Origin of the sequence: Shewanella sp. SM20 (genome assembly GCF_025654545.1) — a bacterium.
In the GTDB taxonomy this organism is placed as follows: Bacteria; Pseudomonadota; Gammaproteobacteria; order Enterobacterales; family Shewanellaceae; genus Shewanella; species Shewanella oncorhynchi.
This window is the reverse complement of the sequence record NZ_JAKKRK010000004.1, coordinates 88,045-110,392: the sequence shown is the minus strand read 5'-3', so window position 1 is coordinate 110,392 and position 22,348 is coordinate 88,045. Positions and strand designations below refer to the sequence as shown.

Here is a 22,348-nt window from a genome sequence, read left to right as displayed (position 1 = left end):
CATGCTTATTTTTGCTCACCGCGGCGCCAGCGGTTATCAGGCCGAAAATACCTTAGCCGCCATGGCTAAGGCGTTAGAATTAGGGGCTCAGGCCGTCGAGCTCGATGTGCATAATGTCGAAGGTGAGTTAGTCGTGTTCCACGACCGAAGGCTCGATAATAAAAGCTCGGGCACGGGCGTCATTCACTTAGTGAGCACGGACTATCTAGCAAGCATCAATGTGAAAGGTGAATCCATTCCGACGCTATGGCAAGTACTTGAGCTGATTGCGGGGCGCTGCATAGTCAATATAGAGTTAAAAGGCATTAATACCGTCACGCCGTTAATCGACTTATACCCAAAGGCTATGAGTCAGCTTGGGTTTACGAAGGAGCAGTTACTGATCTCTTCCTTTAATCACCCCTATCTGCATGAACTTAAACAGGTGTTGCCGGATGCGTTAGTCGCACCACTGCTTGCCAGTATTCCACTCGAAGGGGCTGCCGTGGTAAGCGAACTGAATGCCTATTCATTGCATTTAGATGTGAGTTTTATCAGCCAAGCGCTAGTAGACGACGCCCATAACCGAGGTGCCAAGGTTTATGTTTATACTGTCGATCATATTGATGATATTCATGCGCTTAAGCAGATAGGTGTCGATGGCGTGTTCAGCAATTACCCCGATCGCGCCATGCAAGCCTTAACTCAAAAGGCAATGGCCAATTACTCTGGCTACTTTGAGTAACGGCAAAAATAATAACGATATTAAGCTTGGCTATTTCGCTGAGCCCAATAACCGATAAAAATAAACATGGCCACAATTAACAGAAACATCCAATGGGATGGCATAGCCACTATGTGTCTTGCCACCCAAGGCGTGGCTTTCACGATCAATAGGCCATAGCCAAAGGCATTCACAATAATAAAAACAAATGTCCGCAGCACAAAAGAATGCCCCAACAAATGACGCCTTAAGATACGATTTACATCCGCTGAAAAAACCAAAATAAGACACACCACCATAGCGGTAGCAATATCGAAAGCCCAAGGGCGAAGCATATTACCTAACTGGGCAATAATGGCGACTAATTGATCAAACATAGACTTAACCTAAAAAGATGCAGCGCAATCCATCTGAGTGGCCGCGACAGCGTATTGAAAAATAACAATAACCAAGCATAAAGGGAGACGCCATGGGGCACAAGTTACTCTTGCTAACAAAGGCAAATCAACAGTACCGCGATTTGATTGAGGCGCAGAAACTCCCTGATTTAGAGATACTCGATGATAATCCAGCGGGCATAATTGATGCAGATATTTGGTTAGCCGAACCGAAACTCGCCGCCCCCCTATTGCCCCATGCTAAAAATCTGCAATGGCTACAATCAAGCTTTGCTGGCATAGATGCCCTGATAAGCCCAAGGGGCAGAAAAGACTATCAACTCACCAATATTAAAGGCATTTTCGGCCCGCTGATGAGCGAGTATTTATTCAGCTATTTACTCGCGCATATCCGCGACCATCATTTTTATCGCCAGCAACAAGGACAAAAACAGTGGCTGATTCAACCCCAGCAGCGCCATTCAAGCCTACAGGGAATGCGATTACTCTTACTCGGTACAGGCTCAATTGCCCAGCATCTCGCGAAGACGGCAAAGCACTTTGGCATGCATGTCACAGGGATCAATCGAAGTGGTAATACCGTTGAAGGTTTTGATGCCATAGAAGCGATGGCCAATTTAGGCCAAGTGTTGACACAGGCCGATGTGGTTGCAAATCTACTGCCAAGCACTCCTGCAACGTACAATCTTCTCAATGCTGACATGTTAGCCATGTTAAAAACTGATGCAGTGCTGTTTAATGTTGGCCGCGGTGATGCACTCGATCTCGATGCACTCAATATCCAACTTATCGCTAATCCTAGTCAGCAAGCGATCCTCGATGTATTTGCTCAGGAACCTTTGCCCAATAGCCATCCTATTTGGGAACGGGAAAATGTCGTGATCACGCCGCATATTTCGGCGCCAAGCCATCCTGCACAAATCGTCGATATCTTTAGCCAAAACTATCGCCGCTACATCATGGGTGAGCCACTGCAGAATCGAGTCGACTTTAGTAAAGGTTATTAGATCAAAGATAAGAAATTGAGTTAGAAATCAGTAAAAGAAAAGGCAATAGTCAGACTATTGCCTTTTTTATCTTAAATTTTAGTCAGTTAAATCCTAAAGCTGCGCTTTAAGAATTGCTCGACTAATACCGAGTGAGAATCCATCTCGCGAGTCACTTCGTCATTCAAGCCGACCATTTCACTGCCGAGTTGATGGCTAGAATGGGTAAATTGTGACACATTCACCACGCTGCGATTCATCTCATTTGCCACACTCGATTGCTCTTCAACCGCGCTGGCAATATGGTGCGTCATATCGGTAATAGTCGAAATGGCCTCACGAATCGTACGTAATGCCGTACCTGCTAAATCCGCCGTTGAAATACATTCAGAAGCGGCAACCACTCCTTGCTGCATACTGATAACAGCTTTATTCGTCCCCTGCTGCAACAGATTAATCATACTGTGGATTTCTTTGGTGGCATCGTGAGTACGCTGTGCCAGCGCCCGTACTTCATCGGCAACGACAGCGAAGCCACGACCTTGCTCACCCGCTCGAGCCGCTTCAATTGCCGCATTCAATGCCAGCAAATTCGTCTGACCCGCAATACTCTGAATCACATCGAGCACTGTGCCAATATCTTTACTGTGGGCTTCTAACTCAGTAATGACCTTTGACGTTTGTTGCAGTTGCTCCGCCATAGCTTGAATCGAGCGAATAGTACTCGACACCGTTTTATCACCATTGATGGTTTCAGCGGATGCCATTTGCGTGGCACTCGCCGCATCGGCACAATTGGAGGACATATCGCCTAATGTGGCGGTCATTTCCTGCATAGCTGTAGCAACTTGTTCTATTTCAGATAGTTGAGCCTGACTGGTACTCTGGATTTGTTTGCCCTTAGCGGCAGATATTTTGGCCTGTTCTGACACGTTATAACAGGAATCCGATGCACGCCCAAGAATCGACTTAAGCTCTGAATTCTGCATTTGCAGTGCTAAATCAATCGCGCCAAGATCGTCACAGTTACCACTATAGATATGAGCCATCAGCGGATTATCGTAGATATGCTTTGCCTTAGCCACTATCGCGTAATAGCGATTCAGCACCAGATTACCGCCCACCAGCAATACTAGGACACTTATCGCTAGGGCAATAAAGCCCATTAAGCCAATTTGCAGAGCAAGGTAAAGCATAGGTAGCATGGCAACCAATGCGAGTAACAGCAATTTAACTGGCATATCCAAGGTACGTTTTAACGCACTGACGCTGCCCTTTTTGTTCAACTCCGCATAGGCTATTTCTGCACGCTTAACCTGATCGCGTGTGGGTTTAGTGCGTACAGATTGAAACTCGACGACTTTGCCATTAACTGAAATCGGTGAGACATAGGCATCGACCCAATAGTGATCGCCATTGGCGCAGCGGTTTTTCACTATCCCTTTCCAAGGCTCGCCTTTTTTGATACATCGCCACAGATCTTCAAACGCTTGCGGAGGCATATCTGGATGACGCACCATGTTGTGAGGCTTGCCTAGCATGGCATCGAGGTCGTAACCGGCAACGGTACAGAAAGATTGATTGGCGTAAGTGATATGACTTTGAGTATCCGTAGTCGACAATAAAATCCAATCCGCTGGATAATCATATTCTCGCTGTGTAACTGGTAGATTAGTTCTCATGAAACCTTATGGATCTTTGATTAATTCTTCGTTATTCATCCATGAGTTATCCATCCGTGAGGCATCATCACCCTGACTCTGTATTCCTAAACCTACTTCTAAAACTGCCTAGCTTTTTAGTGCTAAAACACACCTAGCATAGACGATAAAACGTGCGCCATGTAACAAAAGCATTAAAGTATGAAAATCACCCAAAAAAACATGATTGCATTTGATAAGCGTTTTCATTTAGAATTAGCGCAATTCGATTGGAGACTAATATATGTACGTTTGTCTTTGCCATGCGATCACTGATACGCAAATTAAAAATGCAGTAAGCCAGGGCGATAGCTCGCTTGCTGACGTAAAAAAGCGCTTAGGTGTTGCCGATCAATGTGGTAAATGCGCCAGAATGGCAGTGCAGATCATTCAGAATCAACTAGAGCTTGAGCCTAATTATTACGAAGTCGCATAGAATTCATCACGAATAGCGTGGTAAAGGGTAACTCACTCACCAACAAACTTCAGACAAGTTAAATACACGCTGACTCAAGCAAACTTAATCCAGCTCAAGCAAACTCAATCCAAAAAAGTCCCGCGACAACAAAGCCTTCTATCCGCCACTTCGTCTTAAATAATCTTGCCAGTTTAGACTTTAGATATGATGTTTTAATGACAAGCCCCACTGAACTCCAAGCTCGAAAGCCGCGAATAATTCAATGGGGTTACAGATCCAACTTCCGAGTCAAGCCTACTTACGTTTCAACAAATAAGCCGCTTCATTAAGCCAAGGCACTGCTTTCTTAATAAAACGTGGATTGTCGGCCAACACATCTTGCGACGCTAATACTTCAATATCAAAATCCTCACTCAGATGCTGATCTACCCAAGTAGGGGATACAGCAAAAGGCGGGCCGATAAGGGATTCTTGCGGATAATCTAAAGTCACTAATAAACCGACACTGCCGCTAGGTAATAAGCTCGCTAACTGCTTGGCATATTGTGCACGCATACTTTCTGGCCATGCGATCAAAGCCGCGCGATCGTAAAAAGCCGTCACCGCTTGGGTGATAGTCTTAGGTAGGGTGAAAATATCGCCTTGATACAAGCTGATCTGTTCAGTTTGATAATGCTGGTGTTCACCCACGGCAGTTTGCGTCATCTCGAGTTGGTTATCGCTAAAAAATTGCTGCACTGCCAATTCATTTAACTCACAACCTATGACCTGATGCCCCTGTTCTGCGAGGAAACACATGTCTAGCGACTTTCCACATAAGGGCACAAAAACCTTAGTATCTGCGGGTAATGCAAGCTGCTGCCAATACTTAACGAGGAAAGGATTGATGTCTTGCTGATGAAAACCTATCTGTTGCTGCTGCCACTTTTCATGCCAAAAACCGGGTTCCATGGGTTTATCTCTATTCGCTAATGTTGTCCTTACTCTAATGACATTTTAAAGTGGATGCAAAGCCTCCTGCCATTCGGCAAACTCAGCAATGTAAAGACTAACTTACTGATCTAACGTGGCTTGCACTTTACGCAGCCAAACACAGTTATCGCATTGGCATTGACGGCGTGATAAATGATGTGGGCTTAAAGATGAGTCGATAAAGTCCACGGCGATCAACAACTGCTGTTTTAACTCGGCAATCGATTTTTCGTTCACAGCCACCAGCTCGTCATTCTGGTTCATCCAGATACATTCCATGCCCTGATGACACGTTAAACATTGCTCGTCTCTATCATTAAAAAATACCGCATGCGGGCAATGGGTCACTTCCATTGACTGTAAAATACGCTTACGCGGATATTCCAAAAGTTCGATCAACAAGGCCTTATATTGGGTGGGCATACGCCCTCCTTAGCTGCACTTTGTCTGTGGGTTAATTAACAAAAATTGATTCCATCTAATGTCCCAAAGATTACCTATAGTCGCGAGGATTTAATTTGATGTAAGTCAAAGTCAGTGACGAAATGATCGTATAGGTAAGCCGCGCCTGACGCTGAACATCAATGCCATTCAAAATACTAAAATAAAGCCACCCGCTATTTGATTATCTCCCCCGCTTACTGGTTAAATGAACAAAACAAGGAGCACAATTTGCAAACACCTCAGCTGCAGCATTTTTATATTTCTGAAGAGCAATCCATTTACTTGCTCAAAGCCAATGATGCCCGTAAACACAAGGCGTGGATCCGCCTCTGTAAACAACAGCTGAGCAAATTAGGTTATACCGATATCGAATTGGTCGGCAAAGGCGCCTACGGTTTCGTGTTTGCGGGTATCAATCAAGCTGGCGATGCCCATGTGTTTAAGTTTTCACGGATTAATTTGCCGCAACATATTCAAGATCGGCTCGAAGAAGAAGCCTTTATGCTCTCCTTACTCAAGCACCCTAATGTGCCAGGGGCGATCAAATTTGAGCGAGTAGGTAAGCAGGGAATACTCGTGATGGAACGGGCAAAAGGGGAAGATCTCGACCAACTTTGCCGCCGCATGGGCGCCTTACCTACCGCTATGGTCATGAGCATCGCCCGCCAACTCGCCGATATCTTGTATTACCTGCGCACGGGCAAGCCTTTAGTGCACGGCGATATCAAACCTTCTAATCTGGTTTACGATATTGAACAACAACACTTATCGTTAATCGATTGGGGCTCAGCGGTATTTGCGCAGCGGGATGAATATAACAAGCCTGTCGAAGACAATGTGATGGCGTTAATGTCGAGCGATCAACAACATACCAACGCCCGCATGGGTGATGTGTACTTTATCGGCGAAGAGCAACTCAATGGAGCACTCTCCAGCCCGCGCTTTGACGAGCAAGGAGTTGCCGCGACTCTGTATGCCCTCGCCTCTGGGCAAGCAAGCCGCTTCGGTGCACAGGTGATCTCGCCCACCAGCATTGGCTTACCGATAGAATTAGCCCGTACCTTAGAAGGCATGCTAAGCACTGATCCGCAGCAGCGCAACATTGCTGGCGATTACTTTTTAAAAAGTATGCGCCACAGCCACAGATTACATTTACCTGAACTGCCCAAAGCTGATTTACAGGGTGAAATTCCTGTTTGGGTACAATCCCGCGACAAAGATGTTGAAACCGTCAGCTACAGTTCGCGCAAATCCTTTTTAAAGGAACACAACGCCCAAGATCCCATCGCTAAGATGGATGATATTCAGCTCGAAAAATATTACCGCAACTTCCTCGCGGGCATGGGCGATACCGAAAAAGGCTTTATCGCCGCAGTGGGTCGTTTAGCGCAATATCCGATCGTGGGTGGTCTGGCTATTCATTGGCAGGAAACCGGCGTGTTTATCGACTCCAATCTTGCTATTTACGATGCAAAACAAAAAAGTGCCTTGATCATAGCGGTCAACAATATGGTGGACTTAGCACGGGGAATTAAACGTATAGGGGTGTTTAAAGCCTGCTTCTTTAACGCCAAAGACACACTGCATATCGAACGAGCTGACACCAGCGAGCCTTTTGTCGCCAGTGCCGCACTGCAGTTGCCCTTCGAAGTCGGTGACGTACCCACCTTAGAAGATAAGTCGCGCTTACATTCTTATTTTGAAGACGGTAAAGATCCCGATGAGAACCTCGAATTACCCCATGAAATCATGGAAGAATTAGCCCGCATCAACCAAATTCACCACACAGGCTGCATCATTTTTGAGGCGCTGCCGAATCACTTAAAAATTCACAGTTACTTGAAACTGCTCAATCCGCGTAAGCAAGCGGCGTTTCGCGCGAGCCTCGATCGCATCTTGCATCATGTCGGAAAAATCCAAGGTCACGGCGTATCGGGCTTTATGAAACTGCCCTACAAAAACACCCGCCGCTTTACTCATCTAGAGCGTAAAGCCGATCACTTTTATCCGAAAAATCCAAAAGAAATAGGCGCCTAATGGCGCCTATGTTCATCGGATTAAATCGGTGATCCCGGCGGTAAGGTTAACGGCTTAGGAATAAGCTTAACCTTAGCATCGGTCAAACCCGCAGTAAGACCCTGTTGCAACCAAGTATAGTGCGCCGCAAGACTCACATTCGCTCGATTCGACTTCGCTTTCAATTGCTTAATGACAAACTGAGCGCGATCGTTAATCGCAGCCCTCACTTCTGGTGAGGTTTGAGGATCGTGCAGCGTTGCCAGCACTTCATCAATCACCACAGCGTTCACTCGCATCCATACGCCTTCGACCAGCGCGAGCTTGTCCTCTTGATACAAGGTCGCCGCGAATAACTTATCCAATAATGTCGTCACCGATAACTGCTCGCTATCGGCCATGGATGCTTGGCTGACACGATTCAAGCGTTTAGGCATCAATAGCAAGCTCACGGTATGACGGCTAAACACTTCAGCCATACCAAGAGGATCGTTAATAGCACCTAGACCTGAATCGAAGGATTCCCGCGTGACATGATAATTCCCCGCCTTTGGCACTAAACTGTCGAGCAAGGTTTGCGGCACAGTTAAACTCGCCGCATCGAGTGTGTTAAGTAGCGCGTCTAAGCCCGTTAACTGCAACTGCGGCGCAATATAGCTCCAGCGGCTGCCTTCACCAATAGATTGATAGTTATAGTCAGTGCCGCCAATAAACTTAGCGACCGCATCGATTTGATAACGCGTCAGCAAATAAATTGGTGCAAAGGCATCGGCTAGCTCGCCCAGTGGCTCATTGGGTAACAAGGCCGCACTGGAGAAATCCGCAATCGCCTTAGTGCGAATTTTATTTAACTTACCCAGCTGATCGATCGGATCGTCACCACTATCCCACAAACTGGCATAGGCCTGACTCGCATCCTTTTGGCGGGAATCGGCCTCACCGATATAACGTAAGCCACGTTTGGCTACATCGGCCAGCAAGTCGACTTGCAGTGCTTGTTGGGTACGGGCATCACCTTGATCGCTATAACCATAGGCAATAGTAAAATCATCCCAAGGACCAACACCTGTAGTGTAAGGTGCTGAAATATCAATATCATTACCCTTTAGCTGGATTTTCGGATGGGGATAATCCATCACAGAGGCATCCTGATTGGTCGAAGCGGCAAAGTTATGATCTAGCCCTAAGGTATGGCCGACTTCATGGGCAGCCAGTTGGCGAATACGCGCCAGCGACAAGGCTGTCGCCGCTTTCTCGGCCGCCACTCTATCCTGCCAGCCTGCGGTTAAGCCTTTGGCAATCAAGTAATCCTGACGCACACGCAAACTGCCGAGCGTGACTTGACCCTTAATGATTTCACCGGTGCGTGGATCGGTCAGCGCGGCGCCATAGGACCAACCCCGCGTCGCCCTGTGCACCCATTGGATCATGTTGTAGCGAATATCCTGCGGATCGGCATCTGCCGGTAATAACTCAACTTTAAAGCCGTTGATAAATCCGGCGCGAGTAAAAGCCGTCTCCCACCAGCGCGCGCCATCGAGCAACGCCGACCGTATAGGTTCTGGCACGCCAGAATCGAGATAATAAGTAATAGGTTTAACGACTTCGCTTGGCGCAGGGCCTGGATGCACTTTCTGTAAACGGTGACGTAGGATAAAACGCTGCACTAAAGGTTGGTTAAAGGGCGTGGCATAATCGCGATACTCATCGGACAAATAACCACTCATAGGATGATAAGCCCGCGGCTGATAGTCGGTATCAGGCAGCTCAACAAAGGAATAACGCATCCGCACCGACATTAAGGTGCCATCGGGTGTTACCTGTGCGACCTGCGCGCCAGCAACATCGCCTTTGAACGTCAGTTGCACATCCACATCGGCGTTTTTCTCAAAGGATTTAATCCCTTTGGGTAAGATGACAGAACGGCTCAAATCGAGCTGATAATTGCCCTGCTCTGTTTGTTGCAATACGGAAGACACGCCGTGTAAATCATTGAGCACCAGATCGTTGATCGCTACCAAATCTGGCTTGCCCTCAATCACTTTGCCTTGCCATAACACAGAATCGGCAAAGGCTTCTTCAACCGCTCTTTGCTCGGCGGCATCAGAGGTATTCGCACGATATTGAGTATTGAGTTGCTTGAGTAAAACATAGGGACCTTGGCGCTCAAACTGCACCATACGGGTCTGACCCAGTTGGCCGCGATCGAGACCAATGTCGTTTGAGCCTACGCCCTGTGGCAGGCTAGTAACTAAGATAAAAGGTTGATTTAAACGATTGACCTCAAGATATAACTCTCCCTCAGACTCCTCGTAATAGAGATTAAGAAACCCTTTCGCCTCTTGGCCCTGCTTAATGATCTTGGCGCTAGGCGCCGCTGCCGCGACCGTAACGGTGGAAAATCCTAACAGCGTTATAAATAAGGCTAAGGCTACACTTTGGGGTTTCATCTTTCCTCCTGATTCGGCTGGCTGCGTTATTTACCTTATAAGTCATTGGCATCTTTGATAACTGCTTATCTCAAGCGATTGATTTAAAGTAAATAATGCGAGGCCATCACTGGCCCCGAGCAAATAAATTAACGATTCTGATGCTGGTTCTTGTGTTTGATCCAGTGATTTAATGTTTCAAATAATTCGTTGAGCACTATGGGTTTAGTGATGTGGGCATTCATCCCTGCTGCTAAACTCTTTTCCCTGTCGCCCGACATGGCATGGGCTGTCATGGCAATGATAGGCAGTTCATCGGCACTAAAACGCTCACGCAATGCCCTTGCGGCCGTTAACCCGTCCATCACTGGCATTTGAATATCCATCAACACGGCATCAAACGGCCGCGAGTCGATGGTATCCAGCGCCACTTGACCATTGTCGGCCAGCACCACTTCGTAGCCAGCGCTCTTAAGGAGCTCAGTGGCCACTTGCTGGTTGATAAAGTTATCCTCCACCAGCAGCACTAAACCTGTGTGCTCCCCTTCCTCAACTTGAACTTCAACCATAGGCTGAACCACATTCAATCTCGGTTCATCGGCAAAGGCGGCAATGATCTCATCGAACAGACTCGATGCCTTAAACGGTTTTTGCAGTACGGCAAACACATTGGCACTATCGACTTCATGCTGCAAGGGCTCTGCCGCATAGGCCGTCATCATGATAATCACAGGCCGTTTCGCTAAGCGGCCTTCGGCAACCATAGTATCTATGGCGCTGACCACATCGCTACCGTCCATTTCTGGCATCATCCAGTCGAGCAATAACAGATCGATTGGTGCCCGCGACAGTTTATAAAGCGCTTCTGCGCCGCTGGCGGCAGTATCGACGTCGAAGTGGAAATCTCGCATCAAGGTCGAATAGATTTGCAGTGCCGTCGGGTTATCGTCAACGACTAAGGTGCGTAGACTATTGAGTTTTTCCGGCACGACCAAAGGCTCAATCTTAGCGGCTTCGGCAATTTCAAAACTGATGGTAAAGCTAAAAGTACTACCGACCCCAAGCTCACTCTGCACTTGCATCTTGCCGCCCATCATAGACACCAGATGCTTACTGATCGACAAACCTAAGCCAGTGCCACCGTATTTACGAGTGGTCGAACCGTCGGCTTGGGCGAAGGCATCAAACAGCTTATCCTGTTGATCTTTACCTATGCCGATACCCGTATCGCGCACCCAGAACTTCAAGGTAATCCGATGATCCCGCTCGCCGACATCTTCACAGCCGAGCTCAATCTCGCCAGATTGGGTAAATTTCACCGCATTCGATAGCAAGTTAATCAGCACTTGGCCTAAGCGCAGCGGATCGCCCTTAAGAATGAGTCCCGCCGTCACGGGGGCATATAAGAGTAATTCGACGCCTTGTTCTTGTGCCTTGAGCGCATTGAGATCCAGAGCGTGATCGAGCACTTTATCCAGCGGGAACGGCACCCGCTCAAGCTCCAACTTACCCGCCTCAATTTTAGAGAAGTCGAGAATATCGTTGATGATCCTCAGCAGCGATTGCGCCGAGAAACCGGCTTTTTCGAGGTAATCTTTCTGCTGCGCCGTTAACGAAGTGCGCTGTGCCAACTGCAACATACCGATAATGGCATTCATCGGTGTGCGGATCTCATGGCTCATGTTGGCCAAGAATTCACTCTTGTAGAGGTTAGCGAGTTCGGCGTCTTGCTTGGCTTCAAGCAACGCCACTTCGTTACTCTTATGGCGGGTAATATCCTTATGGGTACCAAGCATACGTTTGGGCTGACCTTCGGCGGTGAACTCCACCACACGGCCACGGGATAACACCCAGTGATAGCCGCCATTTTTACCTAACATACGGAATTCAATTTCGAAAGCACCGACGGGATCAGCAAGATACTGAGCACGGTATTCCTCGACGCGAATACGATCGTCGGGGTGGGATAATTCATCAATCGTCGATACTAAAGCTGGGAATTCATTGGTTTTATAACCCAGCATAGAATAATAGGCTGGGTTACAAATGATCTGTTCAGAGTCTAAATACCAGTCCCACAGGCCATCTTCCACCGCATCCATAGCTAAGTGATAACGCTCTTCGGACAGGCGTAATTGTTCGGCGGATTCGTATTCCCGCGTCACATCACGCCACACGGCAATCAATCCCTGCAGTTCGCCGCGGCGATTGTAGAAAGGCAGTTTGAGGGTATCGAGCAGCACAGGTTTGCCCGCAAGCTCGACCTTTTCTTGGTAGCGCAGCGGCGTGCGATCTTTTAAGACTTGTTCGTCTTCGGCGCGGATACGAATGCCCATTTCTGGCGAGGTCAGATCCTCAGATGATAAACCTATCATCTCGCTCTCTGTGTAACCCAGCATGCGCTCAGCCGCCTTGTTACAACCTAAATAGTTGCCTTCTTTATCTTTAAAGACAATGGCTTCTGGGATCGAGTCAAGCAAAGATCGCAGCAGCGCATATTCACGCTCACGCCGCTCTGTGGTGTCTTTTAAGCGTTCAGTACGCCGCGCCACTAGCTTATCGAGCCGCTTATTCTGCTCCGCTAAATGGTGGGTATATTGTTTGTTTTCCTCAAAAATCCGACTCACCAGCAAGAACCAAGGTTCCCAGCCGCGGGTGATTTTCTCCGGTGGCTTACGCGGCTCTTGCGAGCAGCCCTCAAGGTGCGACAGTAGTCGCGAGGCAGGGCTCACAAAAGATCGACGCGTCTGCCAATGCACTATGGTCACCAACACAGACAGGGCGATAACCACTAAAATAAAGGTCAGCTGCAGTTTTTCCCACGAGTCTTGGAATAGGTCGTCTTCATCCTGTAAATACAGTAAACGCCAAGGCGCGTTATGCAGGGCAACCGAGTGGATGTAATAGCCGTTACGAATGATGCCGTCGTGGGCATCGAACAATTCCGACTCAGGTAAAGAATGCAGCTCAGAGGGAATACGTTGGCTGATGTGATAGACCCGATTGATATCTGAGCTATCAAAATCGCTGTGGGATAAAATATTGTTCTGTTGGTCGAGCAAAATCACTGTGCCCGGCATCTTAAAGTAAACCCGAATTTGCCGCGCTAACGAGGCAAGCGTCATGTCTAAGTTGATTGAGCCAATGAACTCATCATCCAAATAAATGGGCACACCTAAAGTGGTCAATAAGCCTTTGCCCGTGGAATCAACATAGGCTTCACTCCAAAATACACTGCGCTGCGGATTCATTGCTGGGGTGGCGTATTGGAACTGTTTCTTGTTGAGTAATTCGTCCCTAAAACGTTGATCGTCATTCGACCAAGGGAAGTAGGACATGATCCTACGTTTCGACAGGTAATAAATCGCCGAGGCTTTCGGGGCGGCTTCTTTGGCGACGGGGAATGACAGTGACAGCTCAAACAACATCTCAAGCTCTTGATAGAACTTGTCGTCGCGGCCGTCGAGGGAACCCGCACCAGTAATCCTACCCATGTTGGTAAAAGGCTCACCGCTCTGGGCGTAGCTAGGTTCTAAGGTAAAATACTGGCCGCTTTCGTTGAATTTACCGTATTGGGGTAAGCGTTCTTTACGCACGAGTTCGCCCAAACGTAAATGATCCACAGCAACGTTGCGTAAGCTTTTTACCGCTCTAATGCTCGACTCAAGTAGCAGATCGATTTGCAATACATGGCGCTGAACCTGCTCTTCACGCTGCTCCATCTGCTGTGCTTTTTGGCGGTCAAAAAACATCCATGCGGTCAACAAAGACATGACGATAACGCCGATGTACGTATAAAAAACGGCACGGTTGTAGTTCTTCTGGATCGGCGATTTTAGTTGGAGATCCGGCTCACTCGATTTCATCCACTACCCTTGATTGCAGCGCTTAATTTCAGCCTACGGCGGCAAAAACTATGAGCTCCATATAGTAGCAGGAAGGAACTGCCAATCACATAAAATAATTGTTAGATAAAGCCTACTCATACCACTGATAAGTCGATTAAAAATCTACTACTCCATAAAATTAAGGCCTCCATATCAGAGGCCTTAGTCATTACCCAAAATTAAACTGACCTGCTTTACAGATGCTCTTCGGCGTATTCCGCTAAGCGTGAACGCACCACGCCATTCAGATACACGTTGGCACTGCCTTCAAAGTCTTTAAAACGTTCGACAATATAGGTTAAACCTGAGGTAACAGCAGTTAAGTAATTAGAGTCGATTTGCGCTAAGTTACCGCAACAAATCAGTTTTGTGCCTTCGCCCATACGGGTGATCATGGTTTTGATCTGCGAAGCAGTGAGGTTTTGGCATTCATCTAATAACACTATGGAGTTTTGGATCGACCGCCCGCGCATAAAGTTTATCGACTTAAACTGAATGTTAGCCTTCTCCATGATGTAGTTCATGCTGCCCGTGGGATTCACATCATTCTTATGCAGTACTTCGAGCGTATCGGTAATCGCGGCCAGCCACGGCATCATCTTCTCCTCTTCCGTGCCGGGCAAGAAGCCGATAGATTCGGCGATTTCTGGGGTGTTACGGGTGACAATCACTTTGTCGTAGCGATTACGCTCGACCACCAGTTCCAACGCCGCCGCCATGGCCAGCAAGGTTTTACCGCAACCCGCAGGGCCAGTTAAGATCACCAGATCTATATCGGGATCGAGCAGCGCCTGCAATGCCATGCCTTGATAGACGTTTTTAGGTTTAACACCCCATGCTTCGAGGTTTTTCACCCGCTCACGGCCTAAATCTAAAATGTGTAAATGGGTGCCTGTGCGCTCGATAACACGACCGCAAAAATCAGACTCTGTGTCGATAAGATATTGGTTGATATAGAAATTATCATTTTCGAGGTCTTTGAGCGGTACTTCATGCACTGTATGTCTACCGTGGCGCTCGGTGGAGACCTTGTTCAAGTGCTCCCAAAAATTACCTTCAAACTGGTAAAAGCCTTTACTGAGGAAGCGGATATCATCGATCAACTGGTCAGTTCGATAATCTTCAACCAATTGAATACCCGCACCTTTGGCTTTAAGGCGCATATTGATATCTTTGGTGACTAAGACAACGGTACGGGGATGATGTAGGTTTTGTAGATGTAGCGCGGTATTGATAATGCGATTGTCGTTTCCATCTCCTGGCAGTGCGCCTAAGGTAAAATCGACAAGGTGATCAGGGAAAATTGAGAGCGAACCGACGGCATCGGCATGACCCTCTCGGCTGGGTAAAGGGACGCCATTGATAATCTGCTCAGGAGTAGTTTCACCGCCTAGGGTATCTTCCAATGCCCTGATAGCAACCCGAGCATCACGACTCACATCACTCTTTCGATCTTTAATCTGGTCCAACTCTTCTAGCACTGTCATCGGAATGACCACATCGTGCTCTTTAAACGAATAGATCGCCAAAGGTTCATGTAGTAACACATTGGTATCCAGTACAAACAACTTTCTGTCGTCTTGTTCCATGGCGCCTCCAGAGTGCTTCATTAAAGTTTAAACACACTTTTGAGTCTCAATAAAAGTTACACGGCTCCTATTACTGGCTAAGCATATGGCAAAGAATGATCATAAGGTTCAAGTTGATAGCACTTTACTCGCACTTAAACCTTAAGTTGATATTGGCACCAAACTCACAAGATAACAATACAGCAACCATTGTTTACCTTACAGACTCGAAGCAGTGTATAACCGCGGATGTGACATTAGCGTGACAGTTTCATGTACTGCCACGACAATTTTGTCGCTTGTACAATTTGTAATCTAGCACTCTGGGAATTAGGCTCTAACGGGTGAGAGGGCGATTTAAATATCACGAGTATTGGTATAACATACGCGCCCTTTGTTAGAGTCCGCCTAGAAATGAGAATTTAAGATGCCGTTCGCCTTAGGTCAACGTTGGATAAGTGATACCGAGTCAGAGCTTGGTTTAGGAACTGTGGTTCAAGTAGAAGGCCGTATGGTCACTGTATTATTCCCTGCCACGGGTGAGAACCGCATGTTCTCCCGAGCAGAAGCCCCTCTGACACGCGTTATATACAATCCCGGCGATTCGGTTGAAAGCCATGAAGGCTGGAGCCTTGCGGTCAGTGAATTGACCGAGAAAGACGGGATAGTGATCTATCACGGCATTCACAGTGAGACAGGCGAGCAAGCGACACTGCGTGAAACCCTGCTGAACCACAATATTCGTTTCAACAAACCCCAAGACCGTTTATTTGCTGGCCAAATCGATCGCCTCGACCGTTTTGGTGTGCGTTATCAATGCCAAATGTTGCGCCACAAACTGGCCTCATCGGATTTGCTGGGTCTGCAAGGTCCACGTGTTGGACTTATTCCGCATCAAATGTGGATTGCCCATGAAGTCGGCCGTCGCTATGCACCGCGTGTACTGTTAGCCGACGAAGTGGGTTTAGGTAAAACTATTGAAGCGGGTCTGATTATTCACCAACAACTGCTTACTGGCCGCGCCGAACGCATTCTGATTATCGTGCCCGATACTCTGCGCCATCAGTGGTTAGTGGAAATGCTGCGCCGCTTTAATCTGCGCTTTTCGGTATTCGATGAAGACCGTTGTGTAGAAGCCTATGCCGATCACGACAATCCTTTCTACACAGAACAGTTAGTGATTTGTTCACTCGAATTACTGCGTAAGAAAAAACGTCTTGATCAAGCCCTAGATGCCGATTGGGATCTGTTAGTCGTTGACGAAGCGCACCACTTAGAATGGACCGAAGAAGCGCCAAGCCGCGCCTATCAAGTGGTTGAAGCATTAAGCGAAGTCATCCCAGGCGTTTTGCTGTTAACCGCAACACCCGATCAACTCGGCCATGAGAGTCACTTCGCCCGTTTGCGTCTGCTCGATCCGGATCGTTTCTACGATTACGATGCTTTCTTAGCTGAAGAAGACAGTTATAAAGACGTCGCCATTGCCGCCGAAGCCTTGGCTGGTAACGCTAAATTACCCGATGCCGCCATCAACAGCTTGACCGAATTACTGAGCGAGAAAGATATCAGCCCAAGTATTCGTTTAATCCAAGCCGACGGTATTGATGCCGAAGTACAACAGGCCGCCCGTAGCGAATTACTGCAAGAATTACTTGACCGTCACGGTACTGGCCGCGTGTTATACCGTAACAGCCGCGCCTCAGTAAAAGGCTTTCCAAAGCGTTTCTTTAACGCTTACCCACACGCCATGCCAGATCAATATCAAACAGCCGCACGCGTCAGCGGCATGATGGGCGGACACAAGTCATTAGAGGCCAAAGCGGCGCAAGCCCTGAGCCCTGAAAAACTGTATCAAGAATTTGAAGATAACAGCGCCAGTTGGTGGAAGTTCGATCCCCGTGTGGATTGGTTAATCGAGTTCTTAAAATCCCACCGCAGCAAAAAAGTGCTGATCATCGCCAGCCAAGCGGAAACGGCCCTTAGCCTAGAAGAAGCCCTGCGTACCCGCGAAGGGATTCAAGCAACGGTATTCCACGAAGGCATGTCGATTATCGAGCGCGATAAAGCCGGCGCTTACTTTGCCCAAGAGGAAGGCGGCGCACAGGCGCTGATCTGTTCTGAAATTGGCTCTGAAGGCCGTAACTTCCAGTTTGCCAGCCACTTAGTGCTGTTCGATCTGCCGCTAAACCCCGATCTATTGGAACAGCGAATCGGTCGTTTAGACCGTATCGGCCAGAAAAATGATATCCAAATTCACTTGCCATACCTTGAAGATACCGCCCAAGAACGTTTGATGCAGTGGTATCACCAAGGGCTGAACGCCTTTGAACTCACTTGTCCGAGTGGTCATGTGCTTTACAGTGAATTTGCCGAAGATCTGCTAAACGTGCTTGTGGGTGATGACAGCGATGAGCTGACAAACCTGCTCAATCACACCCAGAGCCGTTATAAAGAACTCAAGCACGCCATGGAGCAAGGCCGCGACAAGCTGCTGGAAATCAACTCACACGGCGGCGAGAAGGCAATGGCTATCGTCCAGCGCCTCGCCCAGAATGATGGTGATACCCATTTGATCGGTTCAGTGATCCGTCTGTGGGATATTATCGGTGTCGATCAAGAAGATAAGGGTGAAAACTCGATCATTCTGCGTCCAAGCGAACACATGATGTTCCCAACCTACCCTGGCTTGCCAGAAGATGGCGTGACTGTGACCTTCGACCGTGACACAGCGTTATCTCGCGATGATATTGCGCTGATCACCCAAGAGCATCCACTGGTGCAAACGGGGCTAGATCTGATCACAGGTTCAGAAACTGGCACCACCAGCGTCGCAATTCTGAAGAATAAAGCCCTGCCAGCAGGTACCTTATTCTTAGAACTCATCTACATGGCCGATGCTTCAGCACCTAAGTCGAGCCAGCTGTACCGTTATTTACCGCCTACCCCCATTCGCGTGCTGCTGGATAAAAACGGTAACGACCTATCGGCAAAAGTGGATTACGCCAGTTTCGATAAGCAATTAAGCGCGGTGAATCGTCACATTGGCGGCAAGTTAGTCACGGCATCTCAGCCTATTTTGCATCCGTTATTTGCTAAGGGTGAAGAATATGCTCAAGTGGTTGTCGATGAAATGGTCGCCCAAGCCAGAGAGAAAATGACTCAGCAACTGAGCGCAGAGCTTGATCGTTTAGAGTCACTTAAGGCTGTGAACCCCAATATCCGTGAGGAAGAATTGGAATACCTGCGTAATCAGATGCAAGAGTTAAACACTTATTTGGATGCCAGCCAGTTACAACTCGATGCGATCCGTATGGTGCTCGTCAGCCACGTATAAACCCAAGCGGAACAGCAGGTTTCAATCAATTAGCCCAGCCTCAGCGTTGGGCTTTTTTATGCCCTGTGGCTTTTTATACTAAATGACAAGTGCAATTCTTTGGCGAGGAAAATTCACTTTTTGGTAATTGTTCAGGTTATACTCAAACACTGATGAATTTATGAGACTACACAGGTGGTTATCAATTCTATGCCGCGCATTCTTTCACTCCTCTTTTGCCTCATTCTCGGCATCACAACCATCGCTACCCACGCGGCAGACACGACAACAACTCCGCCAACATCCGCGCCAGCCGAAATCAGTGCCAAAAAGTCGAATAACAGCTATCTACCCACAAATGAAATTAAACAAATCACGATTGATAATCAGCCCTACGATTTGTTAGTGCGACCATGGGAAGGTAAAAAGAAACTCGGTGCGGCGATAATCCTGCCCGCCACCAATGGTACCGCAGACGCGCCGGGATTGATGGCGTTTGTACGCCGCAATATCAATCCTGCCGGTTGGGCCAGCTTAAGTTTAACTCCGCCAACTGAAATGCCCGCAGCTAACTTTGCTACCGCCGCCACTGAAGTGACCTCGCCTGGCGCCGCGCAATTAAGCTCACCGTCCAACAAACCAAGCCCTAAAATCAAGCCCGAAGATAACAGCAAGCATCTGCAAGAGCAGGAAGATTTTCTCGTCAAAAGCATGTCGCAGTTAGATGCCGTCGGTGCAGATTATGCGGGAAAACGTATTTTGATCACCGCCGACCAAAGTGCAGGATTATTGATTAGCCTATTAAGCCAGAAGAAGATTGCCGATCCTGATGTGCTGATCGTCATTAATCCCTATCGTGAGGACGAACAGCGTAATCAAGCACTCGCAGAACAACTAGCAAAACTTACGCTGCCCATTTTAGATATTCAATCGCCAGACGGTCACCCAGCCTCATTGGAGACGGCCGACAATCGCAAAAAACTCGCGGTGACCTTAGAAAGCCCTAACTATCGCCAAACTACCCTAGCGCTCAATTTAGATAACGAGAGCGCATGGCAAAATTGCTTAAATGCGATTAAAGGCTTTTCAGCCCGAATGAGCGGCGCGCAGTAAAAACGGCGATTTAAGCTAATTCAGACAAAATAGTATTACCAACCCGATTGGCGATCCCGATAGGGTTTCTGCGGATCTTTCAACTGACGCGTCGCCGCTATCTTGCTATTTTTGCCTAACAATAACCGAATCTGACTAATAGACTCGCGGCACAGCAGGCTACGAATAGAAGCAGTCCAACTGCGATTAATACTAAGTTTGATGGCCGCAGCCGCATCCGGTGAGGTTTGCATCAGTTGCCGCGCCAGTTGTTGCGCCGCTTCCATGGGCGTCTCACTCACTTGTGTCACGAGTCCTAAGGCCAGCGCTTCATGACTCTCCAGCACTTTTGCCGTCAGGCTAAGTAACATGGCTTGATCCTTAGGCATAATTTGCCTTAATGAGACTAACCCCGCCATATCTGGCACAAGTCCCCATTTCGCTTCCATGATAGATAACTTACTGTCGTGGCTAGCAATACGCACATCTGCGCCTAAAGCGATCTGCATACCGCCGCCATAGCAACAGCCCTCAAGCACGGCAATCACTGGCACAGGCAAGGTTTGCCAACCTAGTGACACCCGCTGTGCCAAATTCGCATTCCCTGGTAAGCCCTTAAACAGTAACTTAACTGCCTGCATCGGTGCCGACATGACGCTTTTGACATCGAGCCCAGAGCTAAAATGCCCACCCGCTCCCGAGAGGATCACGGCTCGCACCGCACGATTGGATTTAATACTTTTAATCGCGCAGTCAAGCTCACTAAACATTAAATAGTTAATAGCATTCATTTTTTCAGGACGATTAAGCAACACATAGGCGATGCCATCATCGATTTTAACTTGTACACTTTGGCCACTCATGAAATATTCCGTTACTGGTCAGTCCAGAATAAATGTTAACACGTTTGGCATAATTCACTAAAAGATATAACATGAGCCTGTTTTTTGACTTGAGTCAAAATATTGCCAATTCCATCATGGATTGAAGGCAACTTATGTTAGGCTGTCATCACTACGTGCAGTAATCCTAATGTATTTTTCGATTAGATAGCCTTAGCAAGCTCAATAATTAAGCGTATTTAACCGCTAGCTATTTAACTACTAATAATCGACACCAGTATCGCAATGCTACCTGCAGCGAAGGATGATTGGGCAGCCATATATGGATTCTATAGTCCTTTTTTAGTCACTATATCCTTGTTATTTACTCAACATTAGCTAGTTCGATTTAAGATTCTGCATGATTTGATTCAACAATGATTCAAATTTTAATGCCATCAGAAAATATAAATTTATCAATGATATCTATAAGTTACATATAAAAGATATTAATCAGACTTGCCCGAAGAACGCAATTCGTCAGTCAGACCTAAAAAATAAGTGTTATCTTCAATAAATGGGCAAATAAGGATCACTAGTCAGCATGTCAATATCTGTACTCATCTGTGACGATTCCGCCATGGCACGTAAGCAAATGGCCCGCACACTCCCCAAAGAGTGGGATGTGGAAATAACTTATGCGACCAATGGTGCCGAAGGCCTTGATGCCATCCGCGCAGGAAAAGGCGAAGTGGTGTTTCTCGATCTCAACATGCCTGTAATGGACGGTTATGAAGTACTGCAAACCGTACAGCAACAGGACTTACCCGCGCTGATTATTGTGGTATCCGGCGATATTCAAATCAAAGCTCACGAGCGAGTCAAAGCCTTGGGTGCGTTAGATTTTATTCAAAAACCGGTGAGCGCCGATGCCATCAGCAACATTTTGCAAGATTACGGCATCTTAACGCTGACGCAGAAAGATCTCACCGACGAAGTCCCGATGATCAAAGTCGACATGCGCGACGCTTGCCAAGAAATAGCCAACGTTGCCATGGGACGCGCCGCCGATCTGTTAGCTAAGTTACTCGATGTATTCGTGTTACTACCTATCCCTAATGTGAACGTGCTTGAAGTCAGTGAGTTAACCATGGCGCTCAAAGCCACGGAAGAAAGCTCAACTGTATCCGCGCTCTGCCAAGGTTTTATCGGGGCGGGTATTGCGGGAGAGGCCCTGCTTTTGTTCCATGATTCCAGCTTTAAAGACATGGCCAAGCTGATGGGATTAGCTAATCCAGAAGACAAAAATACTGAGATAGAAGTCCTGATCGATACTGGAAACGTGCTGATAGGCGCTTTCCTTAACGGCATTTCTGAACAGCTCGACATGAAATTTAGTCAGGCTCACCCTGTCGTGCTGGGACGGCACTGCACGGTTAACGATCTGATCCATGATAATTCAGAGAAATGGCACCGAACTTTGGCAATGGAGATCAACTATCGGATTGAAGATCATAATATTCAATGCGATTTGCTACTGCTCTTCACCGAGGATTCTATCCCCACACTTAGCTATAAACTCGGCTATTTACTCGATTAAC

General features: G+C 47.5%; 15 protein-coding genes. 7 read left to right on the top strand and 8 right to left on the bottom strand.

Annotated features, from left to right (window positions below):
* Nucleotide 1: 1 nt before the first annotated feature.
* Nucleotides 2-724, top strand: a complete 723-nt coding sequence (locus L5M18_RS03205; protein ID WP_263195933.1) for a glycerophosphodiester phosphodiesterase — start codon at nucleotides 2-4, stop codon at nucleotides 722-724.
* A 20-nt stretch (nucleotides 725-744) separates the two neighbouring features.
* Here L5M18_RS03205 and L5M18_RS03200 read toward each other — a convergent pair whose 3' ends face one another.
* Nucleotides 745-1,080 carry a DUF3392 domain-containing protein gene (locus L5M18_RS03200; RefSeq protein WP_113939153.1) on the bottom strand — a complete coding sequence of 112 codons (336 nt, stop codon included), beginning with the start codon at nucleotides 1,078-1,080 and terminating at the stop codon, nucleotides 745-747.
* Between the two features lie 92 nt (nucleotides 1,081-1,172).
* Between L5M18_RS03200 and L5M18_RS03195 the strand changes: the two genes are divergently transcribed.
* Nucleotides 1,173-2,108 carry a D-2-hydroxyacid dehydrogenase gene (locus L5M18_RS03195; RefSeq protein ID WP_263195932.1) on the top strand — a complete coding sequence of 312 codons (936 nt, stop codon included), beginning with the start codon at nucleotides 1,173-1,175 and terminating at the stop codon, nucleotides 2,106-2,108.
* Between the two features lie 86 nt (nucleotides 2,109-2,194).
* Here L5M18_RS03195 and L5M18_RS03190 read toward each other — a convergent pair whose 3' ends face one another.
* Nucleotides 2,195-3,769, bottom strand: a complete 1,575-nt coding sequence (locus L5M18_RS03190) for a PAS domain-containing methyl-accepting chemotaxis protein (RefSeq protein ID WP_263195931.1) — start codon at nucleotides 3,767-3,769, stop codon at nucleotides 2,195-2,197.
* Between the two features lie 262 nt (nucleotides 3,770-4,031).
* Between L5M18_RS03190 and L5M18_RS03185 the strand changes: the two genes are divergently transcribed.
* Nucleotides 4,032-4,223, top strand: coding sequence for a bacterioferritin-associated ferredoxin (locus L5M18_RS03185; RefSeq protein ID WP_076498521.1), 192 nt, complete (start codon nucleotides 4,032-4,034; stop codon nucleotides 4,221-4,223).
* A 276-nt stretch (nucleotides 4,224-4,499) separates the two neighbouring features.
* Here the strand turns inward: L5M18_RS03185 and L5M18_RS03180 are convergent, their stop codons facing one another.
* Together L5M18_RS03180 and L5M18_RS03175 are read right to left on the bottom strand one after the other, a co-directional pair.
* Nucleotides 4,500-5,156: a thiopurine S-methyltransferase gene (locus L5M18_RS03180; RefSeq protein WP_263167860.1), complete on the bottom strand. Its 657-nt coding sequence runs from the start codon at nucleotides 5,154-5,156 to the stop codon at nucleotides 4,500-4,502.
* Nucleotides 5,157-5,258: 102 nt separating this feature from the next.
* Complete coding sequence (locus L5M18_RS03175; RefSeq protein ID WP_105250285.1) at nucleotides 5,259-5,600, bottom strand: hypothetical protein; 342 nt, start codon at nucleotides 5,598-5,600, stop codon at nucleotides 5,259-5,261.
* Nucleotides 5,601-5,849: 249 nt separating this feature from the next.
* Here L5M18_RS03175 and L5M18_RS03170 point away from each other — a divergent pair, with 249 nt between their 5' ends.
* Nucleotides 5,850-7,658, top strand: coding sequence for a protein kinase domain-containing protein (locus L5M18_RS03170; protein WP_173496264.1), 1,809 nt, complete (start codon nucleotides 5,850-5,852; stop codon nucleotides 7,656-7,658).
* 20 nt (nucleotides 7,659-7,678) lie between these two features.
* Here L5M18_RS03170 and L5M18_RS03165 read toward each other — a convergent pair whose 3' ends face one another.
* From L5M18_RS03165 to L5M18_RS03155, 3 genes are all read right to left on the bottom strand, one after another.
* Nucleotides 7,679-10,087: a zinc-dependent metalloprotease gene (locus L5M18_RS03165; protein ID WP_263195930.1), complete on the bottom strand. Its 2,409-nt coding sequence runs from the start codon at nucleotides 10,085-10,087 to the stop codon at nucleotides 7,679-7,681.
* A gap of 128 nt (nucleotides 10,088-10,215) precedes the next feature.
* Nucleotides 10,216-13,932 carry a response regulator gene (locus L5M18_RS03160; RefSeq protein WP_173496262.1) on the bottom strand — a complete coding sequence of 1,239 codons (3,717 nt, stop codon included), beginning with the start codon at nucleotides 13,930-13,932 and terminating at the stop codon, nucleotides 10,216-10,218.
* A 215-nt stretch (nucleotides 13,933-14,147) separates the two neighbouring features.
* Nucleotides 14,148-15,542: a PhoH family protein gene (locus L5M18_RS03155; protein ID WP_263195929.1), complete on the bottom strand. Its 1,395-nt coding sequence runs from the start codon at nucleotides 15,540-15,542 to the stop codon at nucleotides 14,148-14,150.
* Between the two features lie 406 nt (nucleotides 15,543-15,948).
* Between L5M18_RS03155 and rapA the strand changes: the two genes are divergently transcribed.
* Both rapA and L5M18_RS03145 read left to right on the top strand, forming a co-directional pair.
* A complete protein-coding gene (gene rapA / locus L5M18_RS03150; RefSeq protein ID WP_263195928.1) occupies nucleotides 15,949-18,855 on the top strand; it encodes an RNA polymerase-associated protein RapA in 2,907 nt (968 codons plus the stop codon).
* A 189-nt stretch (nucleotides 18,856-19,044) separates the two neighbouring features.
* Entirely contained in the window at nucleotides 19,045-19,947 is a 903-nt protein-coding gene (locus L5M18_RS03145; protein ID WP_263195958.1) for an alpha/beta hydrolase family protein, read from the top strand.
* A 35-nt stretch (nucleotides 19,948-19,982) separates the two neighbouring features.
* On the opposite strand, the gene L5M18_RS03140 is transcribed toward L5M18_RS03145, so the two are convergent.
* Nucleotides 19,983-20,789, bottom strand: coding sequence for a crotonase/enoyl-CoA hydratase family protein (locus L5M18_RS03140; RefSeq protein WP_263145490.1), 807 nt, complete (start codon nucleotides 20,787-20,789; stop codon nucleotides 19,983-19,985).
* A 562-nt stretch (nucleotides 20,790-21,351) separates the two neighbouring features.
* On the opposite strand from L5M18_RS03140, the gene L5M18_RS03135 reads away from it, so the two are divergent.
* Nucleotides 21,352-22,347: a response regulator gene (locus tag L5M18_RS03135; protein ID WP_028759518.1), complete on the top strand. Its 996-nt coding sequence runs from the start codon at nucleotides 21,352-21,354 to the stop codon at nucleotides 22,345-22,347.
* Nucleotide 22,348: the final 1 nt, after the last annotated feature.

Coding starts and splice junctions, on each gene's coding strand:
- L5M18_RS03160 (WP_173496262.1), bottom strand. CDS start 13,932: ATGAAATCGAGTGAGCCGGATCTCCAACTAAAATCGCCGATCCAGAAG.
- L5M18_RS03205 (WP_263195933.1), top strand. CDS start 2: ATGCTTATTTTTGCTCACCGCGGCGCCAGCGGTTATCAGGCCGAAAAT.
- L5M18_RS03135 (WP_028759518.1), top strand. CDS start 21,352: ATGTCAATATCTGTACTCATCTGTGACGATTCCGCCATGGCACGTAAG.
- L5M18_RS03200 (WP_113939153.1), bottom strand. CDS start 1,080: ATGTTTGATCAATTAGTCGCCATTATTGCCCAGTTAGGTAATATGCTT.
- L5M18_RS03155 (WP_263195929.1), bottom strand. CDS start 15,542: ATGGAACAAGACGACAGAAAGTTGTTTGTACTGGATACCAATGTGTTA.
- L5M18_RS03145 (WP_263195958.1), top strand. CDS start 19,045: ATGCCGCGCATTCTTTCACTCCTCTTTTGCCTCATTCTCGGCATCACA.
- L5M18_RS03185 (WP_076498521.1), top strand. CDS start 4,032: ATGTACGTTTGTCTTTGCCATGCGATCACTGATACGCAAATTAAAAAT.
- rapA (WP_263195928.1), top strand. CDS start 15,949: ATGCCGTTCGCCTTAGGTCAACGTTGGATAAGTGATACCGAGTCAGAG.
- L5M18_RS03140 (WP_263145490.1), bottom strand. CDS start 20,789: ATGAGTGGCCAAAGTGTACAAGTTAAAATCGATGATGGCATCGCCTAT.
- L5M18_RS03165 (WP_263195930.1), bottom strand. CDS start 10,087: ATGAAACCCCAAAGTGTAGCCTTAGCCTTATTTATAACGCTGTTAGGA.
- L5M18_RS03180 (WP_263167860.1), bottom strand. CDS start 5,156: ATGGAACCCGGTTTTTGGCATGAAAAGTGGCAGCAGCAACAGATAGGT.
- L5M18_RS03195 (WP_263195932.1), top strand. CDS start 1,173: ATGGGGCACAAGTTACTCTTGCTAACAAAGGCAAATCAACAGTACCGC.
- L5M18_RS03190 (WP_263195931.1), bottom strand. CDS start 3,769: ATGAGAACTAATCTACCAGTTACACAGCGAGAATATGATTATCCAGCG.
- L5M18_RS03175 (WP_105250285.1), bottom strand. CDS start 5,600: ATGCCCACCCAATATAAGGCCTTGTTGATCGAACTTTTGGAATATCCG.